Below are 19,430 nucleotides of genomic sequence, written 5' to 3' on the forward strand. Positions count from 1 at the left end.
CATCGCCGTGACTGACCGGCGACATGAAAGGAAACTAGGACCTAAACCAATGTTGAGGTCAAGGGATTCCCGATCGGTCACCCTCCCGCGCACCCGCACGGACCAGCAGCCCCCCCCCGGCCACGGTCGTCCGATGTCGCCAGGGGCAACGTCGGCCGGCGGCCCCGCGGCCGATAGCGTGCGGTGGTGAGCACCGCCATCGCCGAGACCCTGTCCGTCCTTCTGCTGCTGGGGGTGCTGGTATTCGCCGTGCAGCGGCCGCGCGGCGCCTCCGAGGCGGTCGCCGCGGTGCCCGCCGCGGTGATCGTCGTGCTGCTCGGCGCGGTCCCGCTGTCCGACGCCTGGTCCCAGGTGCACAGCCTGCTTCCGGTGGTGGGCTTTCTCGCCGCGGTGCTGGCCCTTGCGTATCTCTGCGCGCGCGAGGGCCTCTTCGAAGCGGCCGGTGCGGCGCTGGCACGGCTGTGCACGGGCCGGCCGCGCCGTCTGCTCGCCGGGGTGTTCGTCCTGGCCGCGGTGGTGACGGCGGTGCTCAGCCTCGACGCGACGGTGGTGCTGCTGACGCCGGTGGTGCTGGCCACCGCCAACCGCGCAGGCGCGCGCCCGCGACCCCACCTCTACGCCTGTGCCCACCTGGCGAACTCCGCGTCGCTGCTGCTCCCGGTCTCCAACCTCACCAACCTGCTGGCGCTGGGGGCCGCCGGGCTGTCCTTCACACGCTTCGCGGCCCTGATGGCGCTGCCGTGGCTGGTGGCCGTCGCCGTCGAGTACGTCGTCTTCCGCGGCTACTTCGCCAGGGAACTCGCGGCGGACGACGGGACCTCGGGCCGGACGGGCGGCCTTCCGGAAACCCCTGTGGCCGCCCCGGCCCCCGACCTGCTCACCGCCCCGGCCCATCTGCCGCCCTCGGCGGCCCTGCCGGCGCCGCCGCCCCTGCCGGTCTTCGCCCTGGTGGTCCTCTCCCTCACCCTCGGCGGCTTCGTGGTCAGCTCCTTCGCCGGACTGAACCCCGCCTGGGCGGCGCTGGCCGGCGCGCTCGTTCTCGCGGCCCGCGCGCTGCGCCGCAAGGAGACCACCCCGAGGGACTTGGTCGAGGCCGCCAACCCGTTGTTCTGCGTGTTCGTCCTTGCTCTGGGCGTCGTGGTCCAGGCCGTCGTCGACAACGGGCTGGGAGAGGCCGTGGACCGGCTGCTGCCGGACGGCGCTTCGCTGCCCGCGCTGCTCGGACTCGCCGCGTTCGCGGCCCTGCTGGCGAACCTGATCAACAACCTCCCCGCGGTCCTCGCGCTGCTGCCCTTCGCGGCACAGTCAGGTGCGGGACCGGTGCTGGCGGTGCTCATCGGCGTGAACATCGGCCCGAACCTGACCTATGTCGGCTCTCTCGCCACCCTCCTGTGGCGGCGCATCCTGCACGGTCACGGCGCGGCCCCGGACCTCAAGTCCTTCACCCGCCTCGGGCTGCTGACCGTCCCGGTGACGCTGGCCGCGTCCACGGTGGCGCTCTGGGCCGGCCTGCGCGTCATCGGCACCTGAGGTCCGTCGCCCGGCCCTGCTGACGGCCGATCACCACCTACCCGCTGAGACCGTGACGGCAGGGCAGGGGGCCGAAGCGTCCGCGCGCCCGCCGGTTTGCCTTGAAGAGCGCTCCAACTCGTAGCGTCCGGGGCACGACCTGACCGAAGGGGAACATCGTGCGGTACACACTGTTCGGCAAGACCGGCCTGCGGGTCAGCGAGTTGAGCCTTGGTGCCATGACCGTCGGCGACGACTGGGGCTGGGGCGCAGCCAAGGAGACCAGCGGACGGATCCTCGACGCCTACGCGGAGGCCGGCGGCAACTTCATCGACACCGCCAACAACTACACCGACGGCAGCTCGGAGAAGATCCTCGGGGAACTGCTCGACGGCCGCCGGGACCGTTTCGTGCTGGCCTCCAAGTACACCTGCGCGACCCGTGAGGGTGATGTGAACGCCGCAGGCAACCACCGCAAGAACCTGGTGCGCTCGGTTGAGGAGAGCCTCGACCGGCTGCGCACCGATCACCTCGACATCCTTTGGGTGCACGCCCGCGACAACTTCACCCCCGTCGAGGAGGTCATGCGGGCGCTCGATGACCTGGTACGGGCGGGCAAGACCCACTACATCGGTGTCTCCGACTGGCCCGCCTGGGAGATCGCGCAGGCCAACACCCTCGCCGAGCTGCGCGGCTGGACCGCCTTCGCGGGCTCGCAGCTGCTCTACAACCTGCTGGAGCGGACCCCGGAGAGCGAACTGCTGCCGCAGGCCAGGGCCTTCGACCTGGCCGTCCTGGCGTGGAGTCCGCTGGCGGGAGGCAAGCTCACCGGCAAGTACCGCCGCGGCGGGACGGGCCGCCTCGACACCGTGGGAGCGGGTGCGGCGGCCGGCAACGAGGACGAGATCATCACCGCCGTGCTGGAGGTCGCAGAGCAGGGCGGCTGGAGCCCGGCGCAGGTGGCGCTCGCCTGGCTGCGGAGCCGCCCGGGCAACATCATCCCGATCATCGCCGCGACCAAGGAGAGCCAGCTGACCGACAACCTCGCCGCCGTCGATGTCACGCTCGACGACGATGCCGTCAAGCGGCTGGACGCGGCGAGCGCGGTGCCGCTCGGCTTCCCGCACGACTTCCTGCGGGAGCCCGGCATCACGCGGAACGTCTACGGCGACCGCTGGGCCGACATCGAGGACCGGCGTTCCACCTACCGCCGGACGACCAGCGAGATCCGCTGACGCACGAGCGCACGCAGCCCGGTCGCCGCGGACCCGGCACCGGGGCGGCCGGCCGCGAAGCACTCCGCAGGCGAGGGCGATTTTGAGACAACTTCTTTACAGGCTCCCGGCCGGGTCTCGATCGCGCGGCCGAGGGGTAAGCCGTAGACACGTAAGGGCACAGTCGACGACCCGGGTACGTCCGCACCTCACCGGACCGGATCGCGCCGGGCGCTCCCCTCACCTTCCGTATGCCTCCGCCGCACCGCGCGTGGCCATACCCGCGCGCCAGGCACGAAAGTGGGTCGGGCCGATGGACGAAGGTCAGGACTGCCGAGGTTTCGCCGGGCGGATCCACGAAACCGGCGCGGTCACCGTACTGGAACTCTGTGGTGAGCTGGACATCTTCGCCGCGGGCAAGCTGTCCGAGCGGCTGGACGACCTGACCGGCCACCGCCGCCCCGACCTGGTGCTCGATCTGCGCGCGGTGACCTTCATCGACTGCGCCGGCCTGTCCCTGCTGTGCCGCGCCCGCCACCGGGCGCGCGAGCGCGGTGGCCTGCTGCGCCTGGCCGGCGTCGCCGAGAGCGACAGCGTCATGCGGCTGCTGCGTCTGACGGGAGTCGGCGAGGACTTCGTGATCGTGCCGGATCACGTCGTGGCCGACGCCCTTCGCGCGGCGCGACGCGCGGTGCCCGACCTCGCCCCCGGCCGCGCCGGTGTGATCGTCGGCGTCACGGACATCGCCGGGACCGCGGTCGGGTGACGCCCGGCCCTTCGGCGGGCCGTGCCGGCGCCGGGCCGGTCCGGGACACGGGCCGGCCCGGTGGCCAGCCGCGGATCAGGCGGGCAGGGCGGCCTCGATGGCGGTGACGACCTCATCGGCCTCCGGCTCGGTGCGTGGCCGGAAACGGCCCACGACCTCTCCCTGGTGGTCGACGAGGAACTTCTCGAAGTTCCACTGCACCTCACCGGCCGCCCCCTCGGCGTCCTCGTGGGTGGTGAGCCGCTCGTAGAGCGGGTGCCGGTCCGCGCCGTTGACGTCGGTCTTCTCGAACAGCGGGAAGCTGACGCCGTACGTCGCCGAGCAGAACGTCGCGATCTCCTCGGCCGTGCCCGGCTCCTGGCCGGCGAACTGGTTGCTGGGGAAGCCGAGCACGCTGAAGCCCCGGTCCGCGTAGCGCTCCTGGAGGCGCTCCAGCCCGGAGTACTGCGGGGTCAGCCCGCACTTGGACGCCACGTTGACCACCAGCAGCGCCTTGCCGCGGTAGTCGGCGAGCGAGGCGGGCTCACCGGTCAGGGTGCGCAGCGGGATGTCGTACAGGCTCACGGTCATGCTCCTCAATGCGGTTGCGCGGATAGGGACGTCCGTCATCGGTGCCAACAGCGGCACCGGGCTTGATCTTCCCCGGTTCGTCCACCGGCCAGGAAACCACCGGGCGCAGCGCCCCGGCGCGCCACTCCTTGAGCAGCTGATCGAAGATCGGGGTCGCCTCCTCAGGGGGCCGCCGGGCCTGCGGAGGCGGGGGCGGCGGAGACTGGTGCGGAAGCGTGAGGCGCTGGAAGGGGTGACCCGCGGGCTGCTTGGCGTCCATGCCCGGACTCAACCCGAGGACGGGCTCGCTGGTTGCGGGACGCGGCCTGGACGGGCCTCAGATGCCCCTGCGGCGGTGAAGGTCAGAAGATACGTTCCAGCGAAGCCGGCGACCGCCGGCCGTTCCGCCTGCCTGGGCAACCCCGTGCGCTCCCCGACACACAGGCCCGCTCGGCCTCCTCGAACGCCGGCCGTCCGGCGTCGGCCGGTCAGCCGCTCCGCTCGCTCGCGCTGCGTTCCACGCAGAACTCATTGCCCTCGATGTCGGCCAGCGTGACCCAGCCGGTGCCGTCGCCCCTGCGGTGGTCGGCAACCAGGGACGCCCCCAGTGCCAGCAGCCGTTCGACCTCCGCGTCCCGGCTGCGGTCCTGCGGCTGGAGGTCGACGTGGACGCGGTTCTTCACGGTCTTCCCTTCGGGCACTGTCACGAACAGCAGAGCGCTGCCCGCGGCCGTGACCGTCGCCTCCGGATCGCCCGGCAGATCGTCCGAGGCCAGCGAGCCGTCCAGAACGGAGGCCCAGAACGATCCGAGGCGGTAGGCGTCGGTGCAGTCGATGGTGATGTGGCGTACGAGTGAAGTCATGCGCGTCACTTTGTAGTTGGCGGGCCGGGGTGTCCAATCCATTGTGCCGTCGGACGACGGGACGGCCGCCGGCGACCTTCCCGGCGGCGAGGCGTCGCCCCGCAGGCATCCGTTCCGCCGCTCCCGCACGAAATCGTGGACCGCCGTCGTTTACAGTTGCAGAATTCTGCAATTCAACAGGTGACGCGACGGCCGGTCGGCCTGAATGCGGAGGCATGCGTGGGCGGTTTCGCCGAGTCGGTACGGGAACGGGTGCGAGCAGCGCGAGCCGCGGTCGAGGAGGCGCGGGCCTCGGGTGACGCATACGCGCTGGCCGTGGCCGAGGACGAGCTGGACGACGCGGTGCGGGTGGCTCGCAGTGTCGACGTCGACCCGGGCCCGGCGCCCGGAGACGAACCGGGGGACGAGGGCGATCCGGGAGACGGGGCAGGGGCGTGAACGGCGCACAGATCCCCCTCTACCAGGCGAAAGCCGAATTCTTCCGGATGCTGGGGCACCCCGTCCGGATCCGGGTGCTGGAGCTGCTGCAGGACGGGCCGCTGCCGGTGCGCAGCCTGCTCGCCGCGATCGAGGTGGAGCCCTCCGCGCTGTCCCAGCAACTGGCGGTGCTGCGCCGCTCGGGCATCGTGACGGCCACCCGCACCGGCCCCACCGTGGTCTACGAACTCGCCGGCGGTGACGTCGCGGAGCTGATGCGCGCCGCGCGGCGGATCCTCAGCGACGTCCTCACCGGGCAGCACGCCCTGCTGGCCGAGCTGCGGGAGGCCGAGGCCGGTGGCGTCCCGGCGCCGCGCGAGGTGGCGCCGGCCGACACGGTGACGACGGCGCCCGGCGTGGGGGTGGTGTCATGACGCACGCTGTCCGCACGACAGCCCTGGTCCGGCGGGGCGCCTCCCTGCCGTCCGATGACGGAGCCGGGTGACGCGTATGGCCGGCCCATCGAGGCGTAAGGGGCCCCCGCCCTGGCGGGCGGTCCGCTCCCGCACCTGCATACCCCCGGCGACCGGGCCCGGCGCACGGCCCTGCCGAGGTCGCCCGCACGGCCGTGGCCCGCGCCGCTCCACGGGGCGCACCTGCCCGGACCTCGCCCTTCGCCACCGCACGGCGCCACGGTGCTTCGGGCCGAGGGGCCGCTGGACGGCGGTTCGTCCCGGGGCGCAGTTGGCGAGGCTGTCCGGCGTGACTCTGCCGTCCCGGCAGGCGGTGCGGCGCAGCAGGTGGCGCCGGATCCTGCTCACCATCGTCGTCACCCACCTCGTGCTCGTCTTTCTGGCGCTGGTCGTCTACCTGGGTCGGCACGCCGGCACATAGCGGTCGCACCGGACGTCACGACGACGGCGTCCCGTATCCCCGGTCGACCTCCGAAGGGCTCCGCCCGCTCGCCCCGGCCCGCCACAGCCAGGCCACATCGCGGCCGAACGACCACACGAGGAGCCCCAGCGCCACAGCCACCGCGGTGCCCGCCGCCGGCCGTGGCAGCACCCCGGCACCCGCGACGACCAGCACGATGCCCTGCAGCGCCGCCACCGTCTTGCGGGCGAACCGGGGCGGCAGGGCGCCGCGGAGCCAGGGCAGGACCCAGGAGGCCGCGACGAACGCGTAGCGCATGACGCCGATGCTCAGGGCCCACCCGCCGACCGATCCCGCGACGTGCGCGCTGAGCACCAGGAGGAGGACGGCGTCGACCTCCATGTCGAAGCGTGCGCCCAGCGCGCTGGCCGTCCCGGTCCTGCGGGCGACCTGGCCGTCGGCCGCGTCCAGGAGCAGTGCGACGGTGGCCAGACCGGTCAGTATCGCGAGAGGCGGCCGCCCGCCGAAGGAGTCGGCGACCAGCGCGGTCACCCCGCCCACGAGCACGGCACGGGTGAGGGTGACACGGTTGGCCGGGCCGAAGGGCCCCGTCCAGGAGCGGCGCAGCGCGAGCGTGAGCAGCGCCGAGGTCGCCGCCGCGTACACCCCGCCGGCCACCCACCCCAGGGGCCCCAACCCGGCCGTCCATCCCAGCAGGGCGAGCAACAGCAGCTGCCCGCAGGCGCCGAGTGCGAGGTCGGGCGCGAACGGCCGGGTGCCGTAGCGGATTTGCGTGGTCACCGTGCCTCCTCTGACTTGTGGCGGAGCCGATGAGTGCCGCGTATCGTAACGGCGTCCTTCAAGATCGCCCGCTCTCCGGAACGGGCGCGTCGCTGCGTCCAGGAGGGTCCCGATGCCGCGAGTCGCCCGCGCGTTCTGGCTCAATGCCCCGGGGGAGGGCGAGATCCGGACGGTCGAACTGCCGCGGCCCGGACCCGACGAGGTGCTCGTGCGCACGCTCTGCTCCGGCGTGAGCCGCGGGACGGAGACCCTGGTCTTCCGGGGCGGCGTGCCGCGCAGCCAGTACGGCACGATGCGGGCGCCGTTCCAGGACGGTGACTTCCCCGGGCCCGTCAAATACGGCTACCTCAACGTCGGCGTGGTCGAGGAAGGGCCGCGCCGGTTGCTGGGCCGTACGGTCTTCTGTCTCTATCCGCACCAGACGCACTACGTCGTCCCGGCGGACGCCGTCACCCCCGTGCCGGACTCCGTGCCCGCGCCCAGGGCGGTGCTGGCCGGCACGGTCGAGACCGCGGTGAACGCCGTCTGGGACGCCGCACCGCTGCTCGGCGACCGGATCGCGGTGGTGGGCGCCGGGATGGTCGGGTGCAGTGTCGCGGCCCTGCTGGCCCGTTTCCCGGCGGTCCGGGTGCAGTTGGTCGACGCGGACCCGGCGCGGGCCGGGATCGCACAGGCGCTGGGCGTCGGCTTCGCGCTGCCCGAGGACGCCCTCGGCGAGTGCGACCTCGTCGTGCACGCCAGCGCCACCGAGGAGGGGCTGGCGCGGGCGCTGGAGCTGCTCGCCCCGGAGGGCACGGTCATCGAACTGAGCTGGTACGGCGACCGGCGGGTGAGCCTGCCGCTGGGGGAGTCCTTCCACTCCCGCCGGCTGGTGGTGCGCAGCAGTCAGGTGGGCACCGTCTCCCCGGCCCGCGGGGCGCGCCGGACCTTCGCCGACCGGCTCGCGGTCGCCCTCGACCTGCTCGCCGACCCCGTCTTCGACGCGCTGGTCACCGGCGAATCGGCCTTCGAGGACCTGCCGCTGGTGCTGCCCCGGCTCGCCGGCGGCGACCTGCCCGCGCTGTGCCACCGCATCCGGTACAGCGCGGACGGCGGTGCGTAGGAAGCCGGGCCAACTCCCTTGCCACGGACGTCCGCCGGTCCGGAACCGATCCGGCCGGCACACTCGACTCCCCTTGGAGGAACACCGTGTTCAGCATCACCGTCCGCGATCACCTGATGGTCGCGCACAGCTTCCGTGGCGCCGTCTTCGGTCCCGCCCAGCGACTCCACGGCGCGACCTACGTCGTGGACGCCACCTTCCGCAGGGCCGAACTCGACGCGGACAACATCGTCGTCGACATCGGCCTCGCCACTCAGGAACTCGGCGGTGTGATCGGCGAACTCAACTACCGCAACCTCGACGACGAACCGGCCTTCGCCGGCATCAACACCTCGACGGAGGCGCTGGCCAAGGTTATCGCCGACCGGCTGGCCGACCGCGTCCACGCAGGCAACCTCGGCGAGGGCGCCCGCGAGCTGGCCGGGATATCGGTCAGTCTGCACGAGTCACACATCGCCTGGGCGAGCTACGAGCGGACGCTGTGAGCCGGTGGGGTGCCCCCGCGGTGGCGGAGCGCGTGGTGCACTTCTTCCTGCCCGGCGACGTCGACGACCCGGCGGCGCCCAGCGGCGGAAACGTCTACGACCGCCGGGTCTGCCGCGGTCTGCCGGCGGCCGGTTGGCGGGTGCACCGCCACGCCGTATCCGGCAGCTGGCCGCTGCCGGACGCGACGGACCGTGAGGAACTGGCCCGGCGCCTGGCCGCGTTGCCGGAGGGTGCCGTGGTCCTGCTCGACGGGCTGGTGGCCTGTGGCGTCCCCGAAGTCGTCGTCCCGGCCGCCGCACGGCTGCGGACGGCCGTCCTGCTGCATCTGCCCCTGGGCGACGAGACCGGTCTCGCCGCGGACCGGGCCGCCGAGCTGGACGCCAAGGAGCGGCGAACGCTGCGGTCCGCGAAAGCCGTCGTGGCCACCAGCGAGTGGGCCGCACGTCGCATCATCGGCCACCACGGGCTCCCCGCCGCCCGCGTCCGTGTCGCCCGCCCCGGCGTGGACCCGGCCCCGCGCGCTTCCGGAACCGACGGTGCGGGCCGGCTGCTGTGCGTCGCCGCGGTCACCCCGCGCAAGGGTCAGCACAACCTGGTGCGGGCCCTCGCTGCCGTCGCCGACCTGCCCTGGAGCTGCGTCTGCGTCGGAGGGCTGCGGCGCGAGAAGGAGTATGTCGACCAACTGAGACGGGACATCGTGGACTTCGGTCTCGGCGGCCGAGTCCATCTCGCGGGCCCGCAGGCGGGCGCGGAGTTGGAGGCGAGCCGCGCCACCGCCGACCTCGAGGTGCTCACGTCGTCCGCCGAGACCTACGGCATGGTCGTCACCGAGGCGCTCGCCCGCGCGACCCCGGTGCTGGCGACCGCGGTCGGCGGCATCCCGGAAGCCATGGGTCGGGCCCCCGACGGCAGCCTGCCGGGTCTCCTCGTCGCGCCGGACACACCCGAGGACCTCGCCTCGGCGCTGCGCTCCTGGCTCGGCGATCGCGAACTCCGCGGCAGGCTGAAGGAATCGGCCCAGCAGCGGCGTGCCATGCTGGAGGGGTGGGAGATGACGTCGCACGATCTGGCCGAAGTGCTGGAAGGTCTTCGGCTCGCACACCGGAGCGCCGGATGAACGCGGTCGGCGCACCTCGATTCGCCGCGGAGTGGCTCGCCCTACGGGAGCGCGCCGACGCCGCCGCACGCGCGCCGGAACTGCTGCATCCGCTGCGCTCCCGGCTGAACGCGCAGCTGCCGCGCAGCTCACCGGCCCCGGCCGGGCGGCCCGCGTCGGAAGCCGCGCCGGCCCCTCACGAGCTGGTGATCCGTGACCTCGGCTGCGGCACCGGCTCCATGGGGCGCTGGCTCGCCGTCCGACTGCCAGGACCGCAGCGCTGGATCCTGCACGACCACGATCCCGCGCTGCTCGCCTGCGCCGGTGACCGGTTGCCTTCAACGGCCGCCAACGGCAGGCCCGTCACGGTCACCACCGAGTGCGGCGACCTCACCGGCCTCACCGCAGGCACCCTCGCCGGCACGTCCCTGCTCACCGCCTCCGCGCTGCTGGACCTGCTGACCCACGACGAGATGGACGCCCTCGCCGCGACCTGCGTCGCGGCCGGGTGTCCGGCCCTGCTGACGCTGTCCGTCACCGGCCGGGTCGAACTCACCCCGTCGGAGCCGCTCGACGCCGCGATCGCCGCGGCGTTCAACGACCACCAGCGCCGTACGGACCGCGGGCGCCGGCTGCTCGGTCCGGACGCGATCGCCGCCGCCACCGAGGCGTTCGAGCGACGCGGGGCCACGGTGCTGACGCAGTCGAGCCCGTGGCGGCTCGGCGGCCCGGAAGCGGCGCTGACGGCCAGTTGGCTGCGCGGCTGGGTCGGCGCGGCCGTCGCGCAGCGGCCGGATCTCGCGCTGCGCGGGATCGCCTACCTCCGGCGGCGCCTGGCGGCCTGCGCGGCGGGCGAGTTGAGTGTCACGGTGCACCACACCGATCTGCTGGCGCTACCGCTACCGCTACCGCTGCCGGTCACCGGGACCGGCTGATGAGCCGGTCCCGCTGGGCGTGGCTCAGGGTCTTCGGAGGCATGGCGATCCTCGGAGTGCTGCTGTGGCACCTGGGATCCGGCGCCTTCCTGGCCGGCGTACGCAGGGTCGACGCGGCCACCCTGTCGGCCGCCCTCGCCCTCGGCCTGCTGACGACGGTGGGCAGCGCCTGGCGCTGGTGCCTGGTGGCCCGCGGACTCGGCCTGCGGCTGCCGCTCGGCCGGGCCGTCGCCGACTACTACCGCGCCCTGTTCCTGAACGCGGCGCTGCCCGGTGGTGTGCTGGGCGACGTCCACCGCGCGGTACGACACGGCCGTACGGAAGGCGACATCGGCCGAGGTGTCCGCGCGGTCTTCCTGGAGCGGGTCGCGGGCCAGGTCGCCCTGCTCGCCGTCGGAGGCGCGGTGCTGCTCGTCCCTCCGTCCCCGGCCGGGGCACGGATCCGCGAGCTCCTCTCGGCGCCCGGCGCCGCGCCGGTGGCGGCGATGGTGTGCGCTGCGGTGGGAGTGACGGCCGTTCTGCTGCACCGGCGGCGCGGCGTCCCGCGCGGACGCCGCGGGCCGGCCGCCGCGCTGTCCGAGGCGCGCCGGGGGCTGCTCGCACCCGGCGTGTGGCCCGGCGTCGTGCTCTCGTCCCTGGTGGTCCTCGCCGGCTACCTCGCGATGTTCCTGCTCGCCGCCCGAGTCGCAGGAGCGACCGCGCCCCCGGCCGTACTGCTCCCGCTGGTGGTGCTCTCCCTGCTCGCCATGGCCGTGCCGCTCAACGTCGGCGGCTGGGGCCCGCGGGAGGGCGTCGCAGCCTGGTCCTTCGGCGCGGCCGGGTTAGGCGCGGCGCAGGGGCTCACCGCCGCTGTGATCTACGGGGTGCTCGCCTTCGCCGCGAGCCTGCCGGGCGCCGCCGTACTGATCGTCCGAGGCGTGGCCGGGCTGCGCTCCGCCGTCCCGCAGGTCGAGCTCGAAGAGGGTGTCCGCGCCGAGTGCGGCGCGCCGCAGCGGCGGTCGTAGCGCGTCCCGCATCACGGGGGTGCCGGGAAACCGCAGGCCGGGTACGCCGTCGCCGAGCAGGACCGGGGCGACGGTGAGATACAGCCGGTGCAGCGAGCGCTCCCGCAGGAAGCGGGACACGGTCACGCCGCCGCCCTCGACCAGCACCCGCCCCAGGCCCCGCCGGGCGAGTGTCCCCAGCAGGCGCTCGGGGGCGAACCCGTCCGGGTCGGGCAGGACCATGGTCTCCACACCGCACGCGTCGGCTTCCCGGCCGGTGTGCACGGCGTCCCCGCCGTTCGCGTGCTGCCCCACCAGCCACAGGGTCGGCGCCGCACCATCGGTGAACACCTGGTGCCCGCGCGGCACCCGCCCGCGCGGATCGAGTATCACGCGCACCGGGTTGTCCCCGGCGCAGGCCCGCACCGTCAGCCGCGGGTCGTCCGCGACCGCCGTACCGGCCCCGACGATCACTGCGTCCGCCAGCGCACGCAGCCGGTGCAGATGGGTGCGGTCCTCCGCGCCGGTGACGTAGTCCGCGTCGCCGGTGCGTGTCGCGATGAAGCCGTCCAGGCTCTGCCCGAGCTGCGCGAAGGACAGCCGGGGGCCCGCCAGGCACAGTGGCAGATAACGCTCGGCCAGCTCCACCGCCCCGGCGGTGGTGGGCGCCGCCCACCGCCATCCGCCCTCCCCGTCCGCGACCATGCCGGCGGCCTCGGCCTCCCGCCGGGACCGGACGCGGCGAAGCCGGTCCCACGCCTCCACCGCGTCGAGTTCCGTCGCCGAGTCGGTCACGGCGCGCCCCTTCTCGCTCTCGGGATGTCGGTCGGCGAAGTGCCGCCGGTGGTCAGGATCCGCATCGTGCGCAGCCGTCACCGTTTCGCCCCTCGGGGGACCTCTGCCGGGGCCAGCAGCGCGGCGTACTCGCCGAACGCGTCGACCAGACCGGCCAGCAGTTCCTGCCCCTTCGCGGCCGAGGCCAGCGACGGCCGGCCGATCACCCCGGATGCGGTGTACGGCGTCAGGCCGAGGGTGAGCAGATGCTTCCGGTCGTCGGCGACGTGATCGGCAGCGGCGTATCCGGGCCCGACCAGCTCGGGACGGGCGTGCAGCAGGAGGGAGGTCTCCGCCTCTCCCGCGTGCATATCGCTGTGCGAGGTGGTCACCACTCCGGCCCGGCGGCGCGCCGCGTCCCAGTCGGCCGGCCCCGGGAAGAGCGCCATGCGGGTGCCGGTGCCCGCGGACTCCTGCACCACATTGCGCAACACGTAGTTCCCGCCGTGGCCGTTGACGAGAACGAGGGCTCCGATCCCGGAACGGCGAAGCGAGGCGGCGATGTCCGTCACGACGGTGTGCAGGGTGGCCGCTGAGATGCTGACCGTGCCGGGCCACGCGGCGTGTTCCTGGGAACAGGAGATCGTCAGCGGTGGCAGCAGGAGGACCGGATGGGTGGCGGCGACCTCCGCGGCGATGGTGCAGGCGATGACGGTGTCCGTCGTCAACGGCAGGTGCGCGCCGTGCTGTTCGAAGCTTCCGATGGGGAGCACCGCCATCTTCGGCTGCCGCTGCCGTACCTCCTCCGCGGTGTCCGTCGGCAGGAGGCCGGGGGGCGAAGTCCGTTGTCCCGAAGCGGTCATGGTGGGGCGGGCCTTTCGTCGCTCGGTCCTCGTGTCGGCGCAGCAGTCGCAGCATAGGCCGCGAGCGGCGCGCCGGGCGGGGGCGGGCGCGCACCGCTCTTGTGCAACGCGCCTCATCGACGAGCAGTTGGCGGGCCTTGTCATCTTGTGAGTGATTGCCGCCACCCGTTCTCCCGCGCACCTACGATCGCGGGATGACGGAGCCCGGTGCCGATGTCGCGTTCGACGATGCCGCTCGCCAGTACGGTGTCGTACGGCAATTCTCGGAAGACGAACGAAGAGCAGCGGTCAACCGCCTCTCGGATGCCGTGCGCCCCACGGCCGTGCAGCGGGTCGCCGAGGTGCGCATGCCGACGGCGTACGGCGAGTTCCTGGCCGTCGGCTATCTGGACCGCCGGGGCGGCGTGGAGCACGTGGCGCTGGTGCACGGCGACGTGGCCGGCAGGACGGTGCTCGCCCGACTGCACTCGGAATGCCTGACGGGCGACGCCTTCGCGTCCACGCACTGCGAATGCGGCGAACAGCTGTCCGCGGCCCTCCGGGCGATCGTGGCCGAAGGGCGGGGCGTTCTGGTCTATCTGCGCGGCCATGAGGGGCGCGGAATCGGGCTGGTCGCCAAACTGCGGGCGATGGGGCTGCAGGAGGACGGTCTCGACACCGTCGAGGCGAATATCGCCCTGGGCCTGCCCGTCGATGCCCGCGACTACGGATCAGGCGCCGCCATGCTGCACGATCTCGGCGTCCGGTCCGTGCGCCTGCTGTCGAACAATCCGCGCAAGCGCGAGGCGTTGGTGCGGCACGGTGTCACGGTCGAGGCGCAGGTCCCGCTGCTGACGCCGCCCGGCGCCGAGAACCTCCGCTATCTGCGGACCAAACGCGAGCGGCTCGACCACGACCTGCCGCATCTCGACCACCTTCCCGGCCCGTCCTGAGACTCCGGTGATCTGCCGGGAGGTTGTCCGCCGAGCACAGGGAAGGGGCCCGCGACGGCGTTCGCGGGCCCCTTCCCTGTAGTGCGGTGCCGGCGTCAGGGTGTGACCGGCACACTCCGCGCGGCAGCCGACTCCTTCGTCGGGACGACGCGCTCCGCGAGGTGGCCGAAGATCAGCCCGAAGGCGGTCCACAGCACCAGTTGGATGGCGATCGCCGACAGCCGGAACTGCCAGAGCAGCGTGCCCGAGAAACCGTGCGGCACCTCGTTCATGGACGGCAGGAAGGCATACGCGATGCCGACGGCCACGACGAAGGCCGCGCCGCCTGCCACCGTGGCGTACCAGTTGCCCAGTTTCGGGGCGAGCCGCCGCCCGAGGATCGTCGCGGCGACGGCGAGCAGGATGCCCAGCAGCATCATCAGGAAGTACAGGGCCGTGCGCTTGCCGATGGTGTCGGGGTCGCCGACCGCCGGCGGATTGGCCGGGTACTTCAGGAACGGTACGAGGTGGACGGCCAGCAAGGCGGCGCCGGACAGCAGGACTGCGGTGGCCCGGGCACCGAAGCGGCCGATCCGGCCCAGCGCGAAGCAGAACGCCAGCGCGGCGATCCCGCCCAGGGCCACGCCGTAGACCAGTACGCCGGTCGCCAGCCCCGCCGTGGACTGCACACCGCGGCTGACGACCTCCACCTCGGCCTCGTGGCCGTGGCCGTGGCTGTGCGCCTGCGCTTCCTCGAAAGCGATGGCGGCGTCCACCCGCGGTTCGCCCAGGAAGTAGGCGACGACGAGGGCGAGGACACCGGCTGCCAGACCCGCGAGCATGCCGCGCACCAGGAGATTTCTGATGGTGACGGAGTTCATTTCCTCGGGTCCGATCAGTGGCAGGGGAAGCCGAGCAGGTGGCGACCGTCGTGGACCCACTCGTGGACATCCGTACCGGACAGCAGTGAGGTGGCGCCCTGCTCCGCGCCGATGAAGTAGAGCAGGACGAGCATCAGGACGCCGAAGAACAGCGCCCACGGGGCGATCGCCTTGAGGGGGAGCGTGGCCGGGGTGACGGCGCCGGACGTCGGCGGTGCGATGGTCTGAGCCATGGCGGAACCTCCTGGTAGGGGAACTCGCGTCCCGTGTGGTGGAGTGCGTAACGACATGGCGGGTCTGGCTCGCCCGGTCCCGGCCCCGCGGGGGCCGAGTCGAAACCGGACATACAGTGGCGCGACCGCGCCGGGATCCCACCGGCTTCCGTCATGTCATCGTCAACATCCTCGGGAAGGTACCGCGAACCCACGGGCGGGCCAAGGCCGAGCGGGGGGCGGAGTGGGGCAGTGCGGGGCGCGCGGGACGGGCAACTCGCGGTACCGGGCGCTCTGTTGTCGCCGGGGTACAGCGAAAGAGGAGTTCATGACAACTCGGGTGACCTTGATCTCACCGGCCGCCGGGGATGCGCAGCGCGAGGTGCGGTTCGACGACGACGCGCCGCTGAGCGACGCCGGGCTGCGCCGGGTCCGTGCGGTCGCGGGTGACCTCCCGGCTGCCGACCGGACCCTGGTGTCCCCGTCCGTACGCTGCCGCCGGACGGCCGGTGAGCTGGGGATCTCCGCCGAGACCGTGACGGAGCTGGCCGGCTGTGGGATGGGTGACTGGCGCGGCCGGACGTTGGCGGAGGTGGCCGAGGCGGATCCCACGGCCGTGTCCGACTGGCTGTCCGACCCCGGCTTCGCGGGGCACGGTGGCGAGTCCCTGCGGGAGCTGTGCGACCGGGTCGGGAGGTGGCTGGACGGCGTGGCCGGCGTCTCCGGGCGCGTACTGGCGGTGGTGGAGCCGGACGTGGTGCGAGCTGCGGCGGTGTGTGCCCTACGGGTGCCGCCGGACGCCTTCTGGCGGATGGATGTGCCGCCGCTGACCGCGACGGAGTTGAGCGGTCGGGATGGACGCTGGAATCTGGCGCTGGGGTGGACGCCGGGGCGCCCGTAGGGCGACTCTCGGTGCGCCGGGCCGTCGCGAGAAAATTGAATGGCTGAACATCTACCCATAAAGGGGACATAAGTGCAGAATAAAGAGTGCGTGGCAGATGCCTCGCGGTACGGCCAAGGCTTGTGAACCAAGGAGGCGAGTCGCATGGCCGACGTCTCACACACCAGGGGCGACCTCGCGGGTCACCCCGACGCTACTGAGATGCAAGCCCGATACGACCGGGTTCTCGGCGGGCGTGACGTGGTACTCGTGGACGGACCGGTGTTCCTCGTCGGCCTGTACTGCGCGGCTTCGCCATGGATCGTCCACTACACGGCCTCGCAGTCCGCGCTCGTGACGCACAACCTCATCGTCGGCATCGCGATCGCCCTGCTGGCGCTCGGGTTCACCGTGACGCCGGACCGTATGTACGGCCTGAGCGGTGCGATGTGCGCGATCGGCGCATGGATGATCGTGGCGCCGTGGATCGTCGGCACCGACCCGGATGCCGGCGTCATCTGGAACAACGTCGTCATCGGTGGCCTCACGTTCCTGCTGGGGGCGATGTGCGTCGCCGTGGCGTCGAGAAGCCGCCGCGTGACCTGAAGCCCGCTCCCGTGAGGGGCCGGTGACAACCCGTCGGCCCGCCTGCCGCCCAACGGACGGCCGGCGGGCCGGTGTGTATCCGTCCGCCGCCGGAAGGCGGTCAACCCGCCGGCGGTGCGTCCCTGCCGGGCCCTTCGCCCGCGCAGTCGGGGTACGGCGCGAAGGGGCGGCCGAAGAAACCGGCCAGCATCAGCCCGCCCGCGATGAGCAGGCCGTCACCGAAGGCGACGCCGAGGGCGAGAAGACCGGCCGCGGCGAGCAGTGCCGGCCGGGCGGCTCCACGCCGGTATGCGTCGCGCCGGTACACGGGTCGTCGGCCGGCGACCGGGGCGGTGCCCGGGTGCGGGGTGCGGGCGTGCCGGAACCGCTCGGCGGCGTCGGCGAGTTGGCGTTCCTGCTCGGGGGGCACGCGGCGTCCCTCCTGTTGCGGGTGCGGTCGGTGCGCGGTCACGGCGTGAAGAAGGAGCGCCGCTGCGGGCGGACGGGGGCAGTGAGCGGGGATGGGGGAGTGTGCCCCGAGCCAACGCGGCCGTGGCGTGCGTGGGTCCACCACGTCACAGGCGTTGTTGTGCCCTGTGGAGCCCTGCCCGTAACTCTGTTGACCCGACCGGTGACGCCACGTGGACCGAGCCGGGGTCCCTCGGGGCGACGCGGTAGGGCGCTGCGCGGGTCGGCTCTGTGGTCCATGTCAGGGATGGGGCGGGTGGGGCGTCGGCGTGCGTGCGCACGCGTGTGCGCGAACCGGGCACAGTGGGTTAAATCATGTTCAAGGGTCATCCGGCGACGCCCTCCTGGGTGGCGATGGCTGATCCCCGTGGCGGAGGCGCCGGCGACCCGCCGGACCACCGCCCTGCCACCCGGAGAGGTAGTGCCACGTGAGTGCTGTGCCCGTCGATGACCACGCGGACTTCGCCGATGCCGACCGCGGATTCATCGCCCCGCTCGACCCGCCCCATGTCCTCGCGGCGGACGGGCGGGTGGTCTGGGACGCCGGGGCGTACGGGTTCCTGGGGGGCAACTGCCCTGATACGGCGGACGCGAGTCTGTGGCGCCAGGGCCGGCTGGTCGGTCGGCAGGGCCTTTACGAGGTGACGGAGGGCATCTACCAGCTCCGGGGGCTGGACCTGTCCAACATGACGCTGGTCGAGGGCGAGCACGGTGTCATCGTCATCGACCCGCTGCGCTCGGCCGAGACCGCGGCCGCGGGTCTTGAGCTCTACCGCAAGCACCGAGGTGACCGGCCGGTCACCGCGCTGATCTACTCGCACTCCCACGAGGACCACTTCGGCGGCGGGCGAGGGGTGCTGCCGCACGGCCAGGACCGGGTTCCGGTCCTGGCTCCCGCCGGCTTCCTGGAGCACGCGGTCAGCGAGAAGGTCTACGCGGGGACGGCCATGACCAGGCGTGCCGTCTACATGTACGGCGCGGAGCTGCCCAAGGGGCCGGCCGGCCAGATCGGCTGCGGTCTCGGCACCGCGGCCTCCACCGGCACCCGCACCCTCATCCCGCCGACCGTGGACATCACCAGCACCGGACAGGAGGAGATCGTCGACGGGGTGCACATCGTCTTCCAGCTGACCGCGGACACAGAAGCACCCGCGGAGATGAACTTCTACCTCCCGGCCCACCAGGCGTTGTGCCTGGCGGAGAACGTCACCCACACTCTGCACAACATTCTCCCGCTGCACGGTGGGGCCGTCCGTGACTGCCGGAACTGGGCACACCATCTCAACGAGGCCCTCGCGCTGTTCGGCGACGACGCGGAGATCGCCTTCGCGTCCCACCACTGGCCGACCTGGGGCAAGGAGCGGATCGGCAGTCTGCTGACGCACCAGCGTGACCTCTACGCGTATCTGCACGACCAGACGCTGCGGCTGCTCAACCAGGGGCTGACCGGAGCGGAGATCGCGGAGGAGCTGCGGCTGCCGCCGGCGCTGGAGAGGGTGTGGGCCAACCGCGGCTACTACGGCTCGGTGAGTCACAACGTCAAGGCGATCTACCAGCGATACCTGGGCTGGTTCGACGGAAACCCCGCCCATCTCTGGGAGCATCCGCCGGTCGAGCAGGCCAGGCGCTACGTGCAGGTCCTGGGCGGTGTCGAGGCCGCCTACGAGGCGGGCAAGCGGTACGCCGCCGAGGGCGATCTGCGGTTCGCGGCGACCCTCCTCAACCACGTGGTCTTCGCCGACCCCGGCCATACACGGGCCTGCCTGGAGCTGGCGGCCGTCTACGAGCGACTGGGCCATGGCTGTGAGAACGGCACCTGGCGCAACTTCTATCTCACCGGAGCGATGGAACTGCGGGGCACTCTCGCCGAGGTGCCCCCGGACGCCACCGGTCCTGAGGTTGCCGTGGCGCTGAGTGTCGACCGGCTGCTGGATTCCCTCGCCATTCGGATCGACGGCCCCGCGGCCGCGGAGTTCACCCTCTCCTTCGACCTGTACGTAACCGACCAGGACCGCACCTGGCGTCTGACGTTGTCCAACGGCGCGCTGACGCACCTCGGTTCGCCGGGACCGCCGAGTCCGTCCCCGGAGCGGCGGCCGGATCTGACGCTGCGGCTCACCAAGGTCCAACTGCTCGGTCTGCTCGCCGGCCGGGAGGCGGGCGGGGTGGAGCAGGAGGGGGATGCGGGAGCGCTGCAGCGGCTCATGGGTCTGCTCGTGGACCCGGACCCCAATTTCTCCATCGTCACCCCCTGAACGGGCT

23 protein-coding genes, 1 pseudogene and 1 riboswitch are annotated in these 19,430 nt (G+C 72.7%); of the genes and pseudogenes, 15 read left to right on the forward strand and 9 right to left on the reverse strand.

The features are described 5' to 3' along the window. Positions 1-186: 186 nt before the first annotated feature. From ACGFZW_RS22940 to ACGFZW_RS22950, 3 genes are all read left to right on the forward strand, one after another. Positions 187-1,530, forward strand: a complete 1,344-nt coding sequence (locus ACGFZW_RS22940) for an SLC13 family permease (RefSeq protein ID WP_393895046.1) — start codon at positions 187-189, stop codon at positions 1,528-1,530. 158 nt (positions 1,531-1,688) lie between these two features. After that, complete coding sequence (locus ACGFZW_RS22945; protein WP_393895047.1) at positions 1,689-2,744, forward strand: aldo/keto reductase; 1,056 nt, start codon at positions 1,689-1,691, stop codon at positions 2,742-2,744. A gap of 292 nt (positions 2,745-3,036) precedes the next feature. Beyond that, positions 3,037-3,489, forward strand: a complete 453-nt coding sequence (locus ACGFZW_RS22950) for an STAS domain-containing protein (RefSeq protein WP_393895048.1) — start codon at positions 3,037-3,039, stop codon at positions 3,487-3,489. A gap of 75 nt (positions 3,490-3,564) precedes the next feature. Here the strand turns inward: ACGFZW_RS22950 and ACGFZW_RS22955 are convergent, their stop codons facing one another. From ACGFZW_RS22955 to ACGFZW_RS22965, 3 genes are all read right to left on the reverse strand, one after another. Then, a complete protein-coding gene (locus tag ACGFZW_RS22955) occupies positions 3,565-4,053 on the reverse strand; it encodes a glutathione peroxidase (protein ID WP_393895049.1) in 489 nt (162 codons plus the stop codon). Beyond that, on the reverse strand, positions 4,013-4,318 hold the full coding sequence (locus ACGFZW_RS22960; RefSeq protein ID WP_393895050.1) for a hypothetical protein: 306 nt from the start codon (positions 4,316-4,318) through the stop codon (positions 4,013-4,015). Before ACGFZW_RS22960 ends, ACGFZW_RS22955 begins: the two co-directional genes overlap by 41 nt. A gap of 208 nt (positions 4,319-4,526) precedes the next feature. Then, positions 4,527-4,901, reverse strand: coding sequence for a VOC family protein (locus tag ACGFZW_RS22965; protein WP_393895051.1), 375 nt, complete (start codon positions 4,899-4,901; stop codon positions 4,527-4,529). Positions 4,902-5,081: 180 nt separating this feature from the next. Between ACGFZW_RS22965 and ACGFZW_RS22970 the strand changes: the two genes are divergently transcribed. From ACGFZW_RS22970 to ACGFZW_RS22980, 3 genes are all read left to right on the forward strand, one after another. Continuing rightward, positions 5,082-5,339, forward strand: coding sequence for a hypothetical protein (locus tag ACGFZW_RS22970; RefSeq protein ID WP_393895052.1), 258 nt, complete (start codon positions 5,082-5,084; stop codon positions 5,337-5,339). A 47-nt stretch (positions 5,340-5,386) separates the two neighbouring features. Further along, complete coding sequence (locus ACGFZW_RS22975; protein ID WP_393895279.1) at positions 5,387-5,752, forward strand: ArsR/SmtB family transcription factor; 366 nt, start codon at positions 5,387-5,389, stop codon at positions 5,750-5,752. Between the two features lie 328 nt (positions 5,753-6,080). Next, on the forward strand, positions 6,081-6,212 hold the full coding sequence (locus ACGFZW_RS22980; RefSeq protein ID WP_393895053.1) for a DUF6126 family protein: 132 nt from the start codon (positions 6,081-6,083) through the stop codon (positions 6,210-6,212). 15 nt (positions 6,213-6,227) lie between these two features. On the opposite strand, the gene ACGFZW_RS22985 is transcribed toward ACGFZW_RS22980, so the two are convergent. Next, complete coding sequence (locus ACGFZW_RS22985) at positions 6,228-6,992, reverse strand: CDP-alcohol phosphatidyltransferase family protein (RefSeq protein ID WP_393895054.1); 765 nt, start codon at positions 6,990-6,992, stop codon at positions 6,228-6,230. Between the two features lie 112 nt (positions 6,993-7,104). Between ACGFZW_RS22985 and ACGFZW_RS22990 the strand changes: the two genes are divergently transcribed. From ACGFZW_RS22990 to ACGFZW_RS23010, 5 genes are all read left to right on the forward strand, one after another. Then, a complete protein-coding gene (locus tag ACGFZW_RS22990) occupies positions 7,105-8,094 on the forward strand; it encodes a zinc-binding alcohol dehydrogenase (protein ID WP_393895055.1) in 990 nt (329 codons plus the stop codon). A gap of 86 nt (positions 8,095-8,180) precedes the next feature. After that, complete coding sequence (locus ACGFZW_RS22995; protein WP_393895056.1) at positions 8,181-8,579, forward strand: 6-pyruvoyl tetrahydropterin synthase family protein; 399 nt, start codon at positions 8,181-8,183, stop codon at positions 8,577-8,579. Positions 8,580-8,599: 20 nt separating this feature from the next. Next, complete coding sequence (locus ACGFZW_RS23000) at positions 8,600-9,697, forward strand: glycosyltransferase family 4 protein (protein WP_393895057.1); 1,098 nt, start codon at positions 8,600-8,602, stop codon at positions 9,695-9,697. After that, on the forward strand, positions 9,694-10,611 hold the full coding sequence (locus tag ACGFZW_RS23005) for an SAM-dependent methyltransferase (RefSeq protein WP_393895058.1): 918 nt from the start codon (positions 9,694-9,696) through the stop codon (positions 10,609-10,611). The genes ACGFZW_RS23000 and ACGFZW_RS23005 overlap by 4 nt, the downstream gene beginning before the upstream one ends. After that, on the forward strand, positions 10,611-11,615 hold the full coding sequence (locus ACGFZW_RS23010; RefSeq protein WP_393895059.1) for a lysylphosphatidylglycerol synthase transmembrane domain-containing protein: 1,005 nt from the start codon (positions 10,611-10,613) through the stop codon (positions 11,613-11,615). The genes ACGFZW_RS23005 and ACGFZW_RS23010 overlap by 1 nt, the downstream gene beginning before the upstream one ends. Before the next feature lie 102 nt (positions 11,616-11,717). Here ACGFZW_RS23010 and ACGFZW_RS23015 read toward each other — a convergent pair. Together ACGFZW_RS23015 and ACGFZW_RS23020 are read right to left on the reverse strand one after the other, a co-directional pair. After that, a pseudogene (locus tag ACGFZW_RS23015) lies at positions 11,718-12,299 on the reverse strand (RibD family protein); the annotation flags it as partial. 167 nt (positions 12,300-12,466) lie between these two features. Then, positions 12,467-13,231, reverse strand: a complete 765-nt coding sequence (locus tag ACGFZW_RS23020; protein ID WP_393895060.1) for a creatininase family protein — start codon at positions 13,229-13,231, stop codon at positions 12,467-12,469. A gap of 194 nt (positions 13,232-13,425) precedes the next feature. Between ACGFZW_RS23020 and ribA the strand changes: the two genes are divergently transcribed. After that, the gene (gene ribA, locus ACGFZW_RS23025; RefSeq protein WP_393895061.1) at positions 13,426-14,163 is read left to right on the forward strand and encodes a GTP cyclohydrolase II; all 738 of its coding nucleotides are present in this window, start codon (positions 13,426-13,428) and stop codon (positions 14,161-14,163) included. 95 nt (positions 14,164-14,258) lie between these two features. On the opposite strand, the gene ACGFZW_RS23030 is transcribed toward ribA, so the two are convergent. Together ACGFZW_RS23030 and ACGFZW_RS23035 are read right to left on the reverse strand one after the other, a co-directional pair. Next, the gene (locus ACGFZW_RS23030; protein WP_393895062.1) at positions 14,259-15,023 is read right to left on the reverse strand and encodes a CbtA family protein; all 765 of its coding nucleotides are present in this window, start codon (positions 15,021-15,023) and stop codon (positions 14,259-14,261) included. Between the two features lie 14 nt (positions 15,024-15,037). Beyond that, complete coding sequence (locus tag ACGFZW_RS23035; RefSeq protein ID WP_393895063.1) at positions 15,038-15,256, reverse strand: CbtB-domain containing protein; 219 nt, start codon at positions 15,254-15,256, stop codon at positions 15,038-15,040. Between the two features lie 39 nt (positions 15,257-15,295). Beyond that, positions 15,296-15,445: riboswitch (cobalamin riboswitch) on the reverse strand. 118 nt (positions 15,446-15,563) lie between these two features. On the opposite strand from ACGFZW_RS23035, the gene ACGFZW_RS23040 reads away from it, so the two are divergent. Beyond that, complete coding sequence (locus ACGFZW_RS23040; RefSeq protein WP_393895064.1) at positions 15,564-16,136, forward strand: histidine phosphatase family protein; 573 nt, start codon at positions 15,564-15,566, stop codon at positions 16,134-16,136. Between the two features lie 144 nt (positions 16,137-16,280). Continuing rightward, complete coding sequence (locus ACGFZW_RS23045) at positions 16,281-16,721, forward strand: SPW repeat protein (protein ID WP_393895065.1); 441 nt, start codon at positions 16,281-16,283, stop codon at positions 16,719-16,721. Between the two features lie 100 nt (positions 16,722-16,821). Here ACGFZW_RS23045 and ACGFZW_RS23050 read toward each other — a convergent pair whose 3' ends face one another. After that, a complete protein-coding gene (locus tag ACGFZW_RS23050) occupies positions 16,822-17,130 on the reverse strand; it encodes a hypothetical protein (protein WP_393895066.1) in 309 nt (102 codons plus the stop codon). Between the two features lie 466 nt (positions 17,131-17,596). Here ACGFZW_RS23050 and ACGFZW_RS23055 point away from each other — a divergent pair, with 466 nt between their 5' ends. After that, on the forward strand, positions 17,597-19,423 hold the full coding sequence (locus ACGFZW_RS23055) for an alkyl/aryl-sulfatase (protein WP_393895067.1): 1,827 nt from the start codon (positions 17,597-17,599) through the stop codon (positions 19,421-19,423). Positions 19,424-19,430 lie beyond the last annotated feature (7 nt).

The organism is Streptomyces sp. NPDC048248 (assembly GCF_043201875.1).
Lineage (GTDB): Bacteria > Actinomycetota > Actinomycetes > Streptomycetales > Streptomycetaceae > Streptomyces.